At 33.2% G+C, this 13,142-nt stretch carries 7 protein-coding genes; all 7 read left to right on the top strand.

What is annotated here, in order from left to right; translation table 11 throughout:
• Positions 1-20 precede the first annotated feature (20 nt).
• A complete protein-coding gene (locus BMY96_RS00035) occupies positions 21-995 on the top strand; it encodes a type I phosphomannose isomerase catalytic subunit (RefSeq protein WP_092847498.1) in 975 nt (324 codons plus the stop codon).
• Between the two features lie 10 nt (positions 996-1,005).
• Positions 1,006-3,339: a GH92 family glycosyl hydrolase gene (locus BMY96_RS00030; protein ID WP_092847495.1), complete on the top strand. Its 2,334-nt coding sequence runs from the start codon at positions 1,006-1,008 to the stop codon at positions 3,337-3,339.
• A 7-nt stretch (positions 3,340-3,346) separates the two neighbouring features.
• A complete protein-coding gene (locus tag BMY96_RS00025; RefSeq protein ID WP_092847493.1) occupies positions 3,347-5,257 on the top strand; it encodes a GxGYxYP domain-containing protein in 1,911 nt (636 codons plus the stop codon).
• Positions 5,258-5,801: 544 nt separating this feature from the next.
• A complete protein-coding gene (locus tag BMY96_RS00020; protein ID WP_092847490.1) occupies positions 5,802-8,681 on the top strand; it encodes a glycoside hydrolase family 38 N-terminal domain-containing protein in 2,880 nt (959 codons plus the stop codon).
• 435 nt (positions 8,682-9,116) lie between these two features.
• Entirely contained in the window at positions 9,117-10,088 is a 972-nt protein-coding gene (locus BMY96_RS00015) for a type I phosphomannose isomerase catalytic subunit (RefSeq protein WP_092847488.1), read from the top strand.
• An 836-nt stretch (positions 10,089-10,924) separates the two neighbouring features.
• Positions 10,925-12,412, top strand: a complete 1,488-nt coding sequence (locus BMY96_RS00010; RefSeq protein ID WP_092847485.1) for a xylulokinase — start codon at positions 10,925-10,927, stop codon at positions 12,410-12,412.
• 194 nt (positions 12,413-12,606) lie between these two features.
• The coding region (locus tag BMY96_RS00005; protein ID WP_489884282.1) for an apurinic/apyrimidinic endonuclease family protein at positions 12,607-13,142 on the top strand (536 nt) is incomplete at its 3' end.

Genomic DNA, 13,142 nt, shown 5'->3' with positions numbered 1-13,142 from the left:
AATACTAGATAGATATAAAAATGAAATTATACCCTTTAAAATTTATCCCACTTTATAAATATAGAATTTGGGGTGGCGAAAAATTAAAAACACTTTTACATAAAAACTATACAGAAGAAAATATAGGAGAATCTTGGGAAATTTCTGGTGTAGAAAACGACGAAACTTTAGTGGCTCAAGGCACACTAAAAGGCAAAACACTAAGAGCATTAATTACAGATTATAAACAAGATTTAGTAGGCGAAGAAGTGTATAATAAATTTGGTAGCACTTTTCCGTTATTAATTAAATTTATTGATGCAAAAACACCATTATCCATTCAAGTACACCCCAGTAATGAGGTAGCTAAAAAACGCCATAATGCTTTTGGTAAAAACGAAATGTGGTATGTTATTCAAGCCGATGATAATGCTGAATTAATTGTTGGTTTCGATAAAGAAATATCACAGAGTCAATACAAAACACATATAGAGGATAATACCATTTTAGATGTAATGCACCATGAAAATGTTAAAGCGGGTGATACGTTTTATATTCCAACAGGGCGTGTACACGCTATAGGTGCAGGCGTTTTATTAGCTGAAATACAACAAACATCAGATGTAACTTATAGGATTTACGATTACGATAGGGTTGATGCCAAAATCGGTAATAAACGTGAATTGCACAATGAGTTAGCTATAGATGTTATAGACTACCAAGTGCGTAACAGTTATAAAACAACGTATAGTTTAGAAGAAAACACCTCAAATACCTTAGTGCATTCTCCTTATTTTAAAACTAATATTATAGATTTAAATCAAGAGGTAAAAAAAGATTATTCAGTAATAGATTCATTTGTAATTTATATCTGTGTAGAAGGCGAGGTTATTGTTACCTGTAACGGCGAAAATTATCAGTTAAAACAAGGAGAAACATTATTAATTCCTGCAAGTTTAAATGAGCTGCAATTAAAAGCAACAAAGGCTAAACTTTTAGAAGTTTATTATCAATAAAACATTATTTATGAAGAAGTTATTTTATTTAATATTATCATTATTCGTTGTCTCTTGTGTTAACACAGAAGCCGGACATGGAGAAACCAACACAACAATAAAAGAAGAAAGTTTAGTAGATTTCGTAAATCCCTTAATGGGAACAGACTCTTCTTTTGAATTATCAAACGGAAACACATATCCCGCTATAGCAATGCCTTGGGGTATGAATTTTTGGACCCCCATGACCTCTAAAATGGGAGATGGATGGACATATAAATATGATGACCATAAAATTAGAGGGATAAAACAAACACACCAACCAAGTCCTTGGATAAATGATTATGCTGCGTTTTCATTAATGGCCGTGACAGGAGATTTAAAGTTTAAAGAAGACGAGCGCGCATCGTGGTTTTCGCATAAAGCAGAAACGGTAAAACCACATTATTATAAGACCTATTTAGCAGATTACGATGTTATTGCAGAGGTAACACCAACAGAACGTGCTGCACATTTTAAATTTACCTTTCCAGAAAATCAATCCTATATTTTGTTAGATGCCTTTTTTAAAGGTTCAATGGTGAAAATACTACCAGAAGAACGTAAAATAATCGGGTATTGCAGAAACAATAGCGGTGGTGTGCCAGAGAATTTTCATAATTATTTTGTAGCTGAATTTGATAAAGATTTTGAGTTAACCCATACCTGGGGAGATAATTGGACCTTAATAGAAAATAGTACAGAAAATGAAGGCGAACACGTAGGTGCTATTATAGGTTTTAAAACCAAAAAAGGCGAAGAAGTACACGTAAAAGTAGCCTCTTCTTTTATAAGCCCAGAGCAAGCACAACTTAACTTAAATAGAGAAATAGGAGATGACAATTTTAAAGCCACTTTAAAAAAGGCAAAAGCTTCATGGGAGAAAGAATTAGGAAGAATAGTGGTTGAAGATGATAATATTGATAACTTAAGAACCTTTTATTCTTGCCTGTACCGTGTATTGTTATTTCCAAGACAATTTCACGAAATTGATAAAAACAATGCTATTGTACATTATAGCCCATACAACGGAGAAGTTCTACCTGGATATATGTTTACCGATAATGGCTTTTGGGATACCTTTAGAGCCGTATTTCCATTTTTTAACATGATGTATCCTGAATTAAACTCAAAAATCATAGAAGGGTTGGCCAACACCTATAAAGAATCGGGGTGGTTGCCAGAGTGGGCTAGCCCTGGGCATAGAGATTGTATGATAGGCTCTAACTCTGCTCCAATTATAGCCGATGCCTTTTTAAAAGGTATTACAATTAAAGACCAAGAGATTTTATTGGAAGCGATTTTAAAAAATGCGGAAACGTCTAAAGGGCGTCCAATTTCAAAAGGTGGAAATACTCTAAAATCAGTTGGAAGAGAAGGTGTGGAGTATTATAATAAATTAGGCTACGTACCGTACAATGTCGGTATCAACGAAAATGCTGCAAGAACATTAGAGTACGCCTATGCCGACTTTACCATAGCCCAAATGGCAGATAAATTAGGAAAGAAAGATGTTGCAGAGCGTTTCTATAAGCAATCTTTAAACTATAAAAATCTATTCGACCCAGAAACCAAATGGATGCGGGGAAAAAACGAAGATGGTACTTTTCAAAGTCCTTTCAATCCGCTTAAATGGGGCGATGCCTTTACAGAAGGGAATAGTATTCACTATACATGGTCTGTTTTTCATGATGTAAATGGGCTAATAGAATTAATGGGAGGTAAAAAGGAATTTGAGAATAAATTGGACGAAGTGTTTGAAATGCCACCAGTTTTTGACCATTCTTACTACGGCTTTACCATACACGAAATTCGTGAAATGCAAATCATGAACATGGGTAATTACGCACATGGTAATCAACCCATACAGCACATGATATATTTATACAATTATGCCAATACATCTTATAAAGCGCAAGAAAAAATAAGAAAAGTATTAACTAAATTATATGCACCAACACCCGATGGGTATTGTGGCGATGAAGATAACGGTCAAACTTCTGCGTGGTATGTATTTAGTTCGTTAGGATTTTATCCAGTAACACCAGGCGTAGACCAATATGTTATTGGTAGCCCATTATTTAAAAAGGCAACTATTCATTTGGGAAATGGAAAAACTTTCAAAATTTTAGCACCTCAAAACAGCAAAGCTCATGTTTATATAAATTCTGCAAGCCTAAATGGTAAAGACTACAATAAATCGTATTTAGATTATAATGATGTAATGGCCGGCGGAACCTTAAATTTTGAAATGAGCACTACTCCCAATAAAAATTGGGCAAGTACCGAAGATGCCGTTCCTTATTCATTAAGTCTTAAGAACTAAAAAGTACATGATTAAAATCTTAAAAGTGCAAAGAATATTAACAGTCTTGGTTTTATCGTTTTTAACAAATGCATGTATAAATAATTCAAAAAAAGAACATAGTAATTCTGAGGTGGATAAAGCCTATAATAACGAATACGATTCCTTTAAAGATGTAGGGCAATATTGGCATCTAGCAATGCAAATAAAGCCAAAGAAATACTGGAGTATTACGGGTTTAGTACCTAAACTTCATAAAAATGAATTGGGCCATCTAGAATTAACCAAAGGTATCCAGTATCACCTTTTATGCCAATCTATATCAGGCTTAGTAAATAGATCTGTAGACCAAGGAAAAAGTGATATTGGTATATGGTTATATGACCATAGCGAAAAAGAAACTTATATAGCAGCCAAACAAGGGCTGGCAAAAATGGGTGTTCAAGAATACGCTCAAACTACTGCCATAGAACTTGTTAGCGAAACGTATACTAATGTTGATGGTGTAAAAGTACAAGTGAAAGATTTATTTAATGGTTATGTATTAACAGATGTTGAAAATAACCCGGAAAGCAACACGGTGGCTACGGTAGCATCGCATGTGCATAACGCTATCATAGTAGATATTAGGGATAAAGACTATTTTGATTCTTTAGGTTTTAAAATGAAGTACGATGCGTCGAAAAAACATACCCAAGATGCATGGAACGAGTTCAAAGATAAATGCAATAATAATGCTTTGGTTGTTATGCCCCTTCAAACTGCAGAGCAAAGGGAATTTGCCATAAAAAACAATTTATTTGTAATTAATTTAAATAAACAATATAATGATGCTTCGGCGGGACAAAATATAGCTTTATTTGAAGAGGTATTACAATGGCTAGAACCTGGAGCCCCTGTATATGGCTGGGAACAAGGAGTTGGAGAGCATTTGTTTGTAGACAAGATTTCGGAAGCTGGAAATATTATGATACCTGCAGATTGGATGTATAATTTAAATTTAACATCAATATTGTATAAAAATCGCCAAAAAGGACTAGCCAAAATATTAGATCCAAGGACAATAGATTTTAAAGAAATAGATAAAAACTATGTGTCCTATCATTTATCCGACGGCGACAATGTACAATGGATGATGAATGCATTTGGTGGTAAACAATATTATACTCATCCAGAAGCTAATACCATGAAAGTAGCTTTTGGTCTCCCGGTAGATAATTTATCGATGATGGCTCCAGACGTGTTAAACTATTTATTTGAGAAACAAGCTAAAAACACTTCTATAGTGCAGACTTTTGGAGGAGGGTATAATTACGCCGATAGCTTTGGCTTAAACCGTAACAGAACCGAAAGTTTAAAGAAATTGGCTAGTAGCACAGCTATGCACATGAGGCAACACCGTGTTAAAGTTTTATCGTTAATGGCAAAAGATGTAGGTTCTGCAAAAGCAAAAGAAGCATACAAGGCCTATATTAAAGCTAATAATCAACTAGAAGGAATAATAGCTGTACAATATTCGCCATATGCAGGTGGAAAAGGAGAAATATATTGGGTAACCAACACTGACGGTTATGATATTCCAATTGTAACAGTTAAATATTCCCTTTGGAATTTTGGAAACGTAAATAAAGACTATGAAGGTACTCCAACGTATATAGCTAACAAACTAAATTCGCAAGTTAGTACAGATACAAGTAACCTATTTAATTTAATTTCTATCCATGCTTGGAGTAGGTTCTCTAAGGCTAGAGTGGGTAATAGTGAGCTTGTTGAAAATAAACTAGGACCAATTATAGGACCAGGAGTGGCTAAATTAAACGCAGCGAAGTTAAGCAGTAATTTTAAACTAGTAAATGTCGAGGAATTAATTTGGCGTATAAGGATGCATTATAAACCAAAACAAACTGAAAAAAGATTAGTATTATTAAATAGAAAGTAATATTTTAGTAAACTAAATCGGTTTAGTTTAGGTTGTTAAAATAAATAGTTAAAAGAATACCTAATAAAAAATGATTTAAACATATCAAATAAAACTATTTGCATTAGTGGATATACATTGTTCTAATAAAAAAACAGATTATGTGGTTGTAAATTACTTTATAAGGATGAAGGGTAACAAAAACAAAATTCGGGTAAAATTTTATGTAGGCTTTAGGTTTAATTCAGGCTTCTAGAGTTTCTAATCCAAAGATTTACAAAGGTTACCAGTCTACATTTCATAAATTTAAAATAGATAAAGATGCGTAATTTGTTAAGTACACCATTTACAGCTGTTATACAGCCTAAGAACTATATTGGAAGTGTAACCTTATAAACATTACTAAAAAAAATGAAAATAAAATGTCTCAAAATATTACAAAGCATGAAGACCTAATTTTAGATTTAAAATTAGAAGAAATAAAATTCAGAAATAAATATAATAACTTTATTTAATAAATTACTAAACCGGTTTAGTAATTTGTTATAACATAAACTTTAAAATAATGAAAAAGAATAGTAGACTAAAAGTAAAAGCTATAAGTGTTTTGGCTCTTTTCGTGTTTTTTAACGGCCTTTGTCAAGAAAAATCAATAATAAGTATTACTTACCCAAAGCCTTATGAATATAAGCAAATAGAAGGTAAATTAGCAGTAAAAGCTCATATAAAAACGAGTATTAAATCTACTTTTAAAAAGGTTCGTTTTGAAAATGGAAACACTACGAATATTCAATACAACGCTAAAAATACTTTCGCTTGGTTTCCAATTTTTGGAAATCCAGAAACCATTGAGTTTATAGATTCAAAACCTTCTAATAATCAAAAACAACTGTTTACACCACTTGTAACACCAGATTGGGGATATTTCTCAGAAGGAACATTTCATGTTATTTCTTCTTCTCATCAAGATATTGCCTGGATGGACACCCCGGAGGTTTGTAGACATGAGCGTATTAACGAAATTATTGCACCAGCATTGGATATCATGAAGACAGATGGTGACTATCATTTTGGTATGGAGCAAACATTAAATCTTAAAGAATTTATAGAAGAACAACCAGAACGTAAACCGGAAGTACTAGAACGTTATAAAGAGGGGCGTTTTACATGGGGAGCAACCTATAACCAACCTTATGAAGGTATGCAGATGGGAGAACAATTGATAAGGGAAATGTATTTGGGTAAACTTTGGATAAAAAATAATTTTGATAATGTAAACGAAAAAACAGCATATAACACAGATGTTCCAGGTAGGTCCCTTCAATTTCCACAAATTCTTGCAAAGTCTGGTGTAGAAAATCTTTTTGTGTCTAGAATGAGAGAAGGTTTTTATAATTGGCATTCGCCAGATGGCTCTGCTGTAGCAACTTATTCTCCTGGTAATTATGGTTGGGCAATTATGTTTTATAAGTTTTTTGAAGAAGACGCTATTGAGGCTCTTAGAAAATTACAAACAAGGGTTAAAATGTGGGGAGATTATTATAAAAAACATAATTTACCACCTCATTTTGCTATAGTTTTAAGTAATGATGCTTCAGGGCCGTCGCATGTAGGTCCAATTATCAAGGAATGGAATAAGATCGTAGATTTGGCAGATGTTAAAATACCTAGTCTAAGGCATTCAACGGTTACTGGTTTTCTATCTGAAATGAAACAGCCAGGAGCTAAGTTTGAATACTTGGAAGGAGACAGACCAAACATTTGGGCATATATTCATGGCCCAGGGCACCATAAAGCTATATCGGCATCTAGAGAAGCAGGAAGGATTCTTCCGTCTGCCGAGATTTTTAATACCGTTGATGCCCTGGTAAATAACAGTTTTGAAAACTACCCAACAGAACGCTTATCTAAAGCCTTCGAAGAATCCATTTATCCAGACCATGGATGGGGAGGTAAAAATGGTCATGTAACTGATAGTATTTTTAAAAGTAAGTTGGAGTTTGCAGCAAACGAAGCCAATAGTTTACTTGAAAATTCACTAAAATCAATTTCTAAAAAAATACAAACAGAAAAAGATAATGCTGTCATTATATTTAATGATTTATCATGGGAAAGAAATGGCTTAGTAACGATTAATATTGATGATGCAGGTACATATTACGTGATGGATGAGAACAACAAAGTAGTACCATCTCAAGTGAGTGCTACAAATAAAAATAGCCTGTATATACATGCACCAAGTATTCCTTCGTTGGGCTATAAAACATTGTATCTAAAAAGAGGTAAAAAGAGCTTAAAAGTTGAAAAATCGGTGTTACCAAATGTTGTTTCAAATGCTTTTTACAATATTCACCTAGGTAATGGAGGAATAACGTATTTGTATGATAAGGTTTTAAATAAAGAAATACTAAATACTACAAAATTTTCTGGTGGGGACGTACTTACCTTAGGCTACAAAGGAAATGGCGCAGGAGAGTTTACTCAAATGACGGAGCCAGATATGGATGGATTTAATAAAACTAGTAACCAAAGTAGTTTATGGCAAATTACTAATAATGGAGCTGTATTTACAGATTATGTAGCTAAAACTAAGTTTAAACATTCGGAAGTTGTTCAGAAAATTAGAGTATTTCATCAAGAAAAGAAAATAGATTTTTTAATAGATTTATTAAATTGGGACGGTACACATAATAGAGAGTTTAGGTTTGCAATACCTTTAAATATGGAGAACTCTAAAATTAAGTTTGAGCAACCAATGGCTATTGCCGAGGTAGGTACATCAGAAATGAAAAATGCTCCAGGTGGTTGGGCATGGGGAGGTACCTATGACAGCAAACCAGAAACAGTACATCCTCGTGAAGTGCTCAATTTTATATCTGCGGAAAATGATGATTTAGTAGTAGCTATGTCAACTGACGTCGCCGTTGCAGATTGGATTGATCCTACAAGAGAAGCAGTACAATACGCTGTGCTTCAAGGGCTTTTGTTGGCGTCTCATAAAAGTTGCCACGGAGAAGGTAATTGGTACCATCAAACAGGAGATCATCAGTTCAAGTTTTCTTTAGGAACTAGCTCTCCAAGTTCATCATTCGCTTATAAGTTTGGTACGGCTTCAAATCATCCATTAAGGTACATAGTAAAGAAAGAAAAGAGTAAGCGAGCTAAGTTACCTGAAAGCATGAGTTTTGTTAACGTTTCAGACCCAATGGTTCGTATTAGTACTATTAAGAAGAGTGAACAGAGTAATGATGTTATTTTAAGGTTGGTAGAAATGGAAGGTAAGAACAAACAGCCTATTCTTGAGTTCTCAAAACCAGTTTCAACTATTATTAAAACAAACTTAATTGAAGAGGAGGAAGGCCAATTGAAAGTTCCTGAAAGCGCTTTAAAAATAGATATTGGCCATAACGCTATAGATACTTATAAGCTAACATTTAAAAACTAACTAATTAATAAAGTTAAACAAAAGTCTAATGTAAAACCGTTATAGAATAATTATACATAGCTATGTATTATAGTAAAAGTAGAACTATTTGTTGCGTTAGTGGTTGATATTTTAGATACACTAGGGTATCAACACTAACTCTTGATTCCTAATATAAAATTAGTAAACCCTAATCTTGTAGTTATTGGTAGAGCCAGACTAGTTATTTAGGCCGATGTTTTTGAAGAGTCTGTTTAGTTTAGCAAAAAAACTACAATTAAAAACCATTAATTATTTGAAATTATAACATTTAAATCTCTATAATGAGTAAAATATTTAAATAAGGTATAATTTATAAAAGGTATTATATAGTTAAGTTGAAAAATGATAAAATTTAAAAAATGTGCTAAATTGCAAATCTTAATTATGGACTATAAAAATTAATAAAATATATTCATGGAATTATACCCTATAAAATTTGAGCCACTTTATAAATACCGCCTTTGGGGAGGTGAAAAATTAAAAACACACCTTAATAAGGAATATAACAAAGAGAGTATTGGCGAATCATGGGAGATATCTGATGTAAAAGGCGATGAAACCCAAGTTTTAAGTGGTACTTTAAAAGGGCAAACCCTTAAACAACTCATTCAAACATATAAAGGTGCTTTTTTAGGAGAATCTGTTTATAAAATTTTTGGGGAAGACTTTCCTTTACTAATAAAATTTATCGACGCTAAAACGCCTTTGTCAATCCAGGTGCATCCTAGTAATGAACTAGCAAAAGAGCGTCATAATTCATTCGGAAAAAACGAAATGTGGTATGTTATGCAAGCAGATAAAGATGCTGAATTAATTGTAGGTTTCGAGTCTGAAATTAGCAAAGAAGAATATCTTAAGCAATTGGAAGAGGATACCATATTAAACGTTATGCATCATGAAACCGTTGCAAAAGGCGATACTTTTTATATTCCTACAGGGCGTATTCATGCTATTGGTGCTGGTGTTTTACTAGCCGAAATTCAGCAAACTTCCGATGTTACATATAGAATTTACGATTATAATAGAGTAGATGCTACTACAGGTAAAGAGCGCGAATTACATAACGATTTGGCTATAGATGCTATTGATTTTACATACTATAATAATTTTAAAACTAATTATAAAAAGGATATAAATACAACGAATACCTTAGTGCATTCTCCTTACTTTAAAACTAATTTTATTAAAGTTCAAGGAGAATTTATAAAAGATTATTCTAAACTAGACTCTTTCGTTATTTATATGTGTGTTAGTGGAGATTTTGAAATTGAGTGTAATAATAAGAAGTACTCATTACAAATGGGAGAGACAATATTGTTTCCAGCAACTACTATTAATGTTAGAGTTTTTTCGAATAAAGCAGATTTTTTAGAAATATACTATTAGTAGATTATTTATAAGTATACACGAAATACCTTTTAATTTTGTTATAAGCTACTATGGTTATAATAGTCGAGAAAACGAGTACATATAAAAACAACATAAAATTTGTTTTATATATACTACTATTAACCACTAGTGTATCTGCCTAAATAGCTTTCCAAATAGTTTTACTAAAATAATAGTATAGTTACTTTAGTCTATGCCAATGTTAATTATTGCTGTAAACGCTTCAAGTTTCTAAATTAGACGTACTACAATAACATTTTAACTAGTTTGCATTCATTCTAGTATTTTATTAAAAGACGGCAATTAGTTTATAAGTATTAACAATAAACGAAGGCATTTAAATTTGGGATGGTTCTAAAAGATGAAAAAGATAGGATTTTATTACAAGTAGCCTACAGTTTAGTTTCACTGATAAAAATATCTAATAGATAAACGTGTCTTTTTTATTCATCTCTCCCCCTCACTAGTTTAATTTTAAGGTAAGTAACTAATTTAATCGCATTTCATGCTACCTAACCTAAGCAGTATTTTAGTTTAAATAATTTCTATTTAAAAGTGAATAATAACGCAAAAATCTAAACGTTAATAAATAAATCTTCATAATATCACTAACTCTAATAAATATTTTAGTTTAATAATGAAAAAAAAGAGGTTAGGATATTTAAAGTGAAATAAGAAATAATTTATTGCTTGTGGTTTTAAAGTCTTTTTGTAGCTTTAGCGCAAAATTAATATCAATTTAAGTTTAATTTTAGTAGTAAAAGTGATATTTTTTTTACTATTGTATTCAAATTATAAAAACTAATAACCAAACTAAATTATAGAAGCTAAAAATGAGTTATCATTTAGGAATAGATATAGGAAGTTCTTCCATTAAAGCGGCTTTGGTCGATTCGGAAACAGGAAAAAGTTTAGGCGTAGTCCAAGAGCCTAAAACAGAAATGAGTATGCAAGCCGTAAAAAACGGATGGGCAGAGCAAGATCCAAATGATTGGTGGTTGCATATTTGCAATGCTATTAAGGAATTAAAAAAGGAATTTAATGTAACCAGTACTCAAATAGATGGAATTGGTATTTCGTATCAAATGCATGGCTTGGTGGTAGTAGATAAAGCAGGAAATCCATTGCGTAAAAGCATCATTTGGTGCGATAGTAGAGCGGTAACTATTGGTAACGATGCCTTTAAAGCTATTGGCGAAGATAAATGTGCTGCCCATCTTCTAAATTCTCCAGCAAATTTTACGGCATCAAAATTAAAATGGGTAAAGGATAATGAGCCGGATGTTTATAGCAAGATTCATAAATTCATGCTTCCTGGCGATTATATAGCTTATAAATTTTCAGATACTATAAATACTACCATTTCAGGATTATCCGAAGGGATGTTTTGGGATTTTAAAAACGATACGGTCGCTAATTTTTTGTTAGAGCATTACGGTATTAATCAGGCTTTAGTGCCAGATATTGTACCAACGTTTGGTATCCAATCTATAGTCGATAAAAAAGGTGAAGCCGAAAGCGGAGTAGCAGCAGGAACCCCTATATATTATAGAGCAGGCGATCAACCTAACAATGCCTTATCATTAAACGTGTTTAATCCCGGCGAGGTTGCTGCTACAGGTGGTACATCTGGCGTGGTATATGCGGTAACCGATAATTTATCAGGTAAAGAAAGCACACGAGTAAATAATTTTGCACACGTTAATTACACAAAATCTAACCCTAAAATTGGTAAACTTTTAAATATTAATGGTGCCGGAATTCAATACCGATGGTTACTAAATAATTTAGATGTAGGCTCATACGAAGATATGAATACTTTGGCCTCAGAGATTCCAGTTGGGTCAGACGGTGTCTGTTTGTTGCCCTTTGGTAATGGTGCCGAACGTATGCTAAACAACAAAGAAATAGGTACACGATTGGTACATGTTAATTTAAACAACCATAACAAAGGCCATTTATGTCGCGCAGCACTCGAGGGTATTGCATTTTCATTCTTTTATGGTATGGAAATCCTAAAGTCCGATGGCATTAAAGCAAGCGTTATTCGTGCTGGAAACGATAATTTATTCCGCTCAGAAATTTTTGCAAATACTGTAGCCACACTCATTGGTCAAGAAATAGAAATTTACAATACCACAGGAGCTATAGGAGCTGCACGAGCAGCTAACTTACATAAAGGCGATTTTAAAGCCTTCGGAAAAGTCATTATGGATAACGATCATGTAATGACATTTAAGCCATTAAAGGATAAAACACCGTATGTAAAAGCCTATAATACATGGAAAAAAGAATTAGAGTTAGCCTTACATAATAATTAGGGCGCCTGCCGGCAGGCAGGTTACCCAAAAAGGGTCGGGCTTGTAGCCTGTCTTAGGCAAAGTCGAAAGGTTGCAGGTCCTCGCTCCAAAAAGGTCGCTGTGGGGATTCCACTGCAACCCCTAACGGAAACAGAGGACTAAAAATAAAAACACACAAACAAATAAAAAATTAAACCATTAAACACATTTTCAGAATGGCAAATACAGAGTATTTTAAAGGCATAGGAAACATTAAATTCGAGGGTAAAGAATCAGACAATCCCTTAGCATTCAAATATTATAACCCAGACCAAGTTGTAGCAGGAAAAACCATGAAAGAATGGTTTAAATTCTCTATTGCATATTGGCATACCTTCTGTGGTCAAGGCTCAGATCCCTTCGGTCCAGGAACACAGAAATTTGCTTGGGACCAATCATCAGATCCAATTCAAGCCGCAAAAGATAAAGCTGATGCAGCATTCGAATTTATTGGTAAAATGGGCTTCGATTATTTCTGTTTCCACGATTTCGATTTAATTCAAGAAGGTGCAACTTTTTCAGAATCAGAAGCACGTTTAGAAACCATTACCGATTATATAAAAGGCAAGCAAGCTGAAAGTGGTGTTAAGTTATTATGGGGAACAGCAAACTGTTTTTCTAATCCACGTTACATGAATGGAGCGTCTACCAATCCAGATTTTAATGTGGTAGCAAGAGCCGGGGGGCAAGTTAAATTAGCTATCGATGCTAC

The organism is Algibacter pectinivorans (assembly GCF_900112595.1).
GTDB lineage: Bacteria > Bacteroidota > Bacteroidia > Flavobacteriales > Flavobacteriaceae > Algibacter_B > Algibacter_B pectinivorans.
This window is presented reverse-complemented; position numbering and strand designations above follow the sequence as displayed.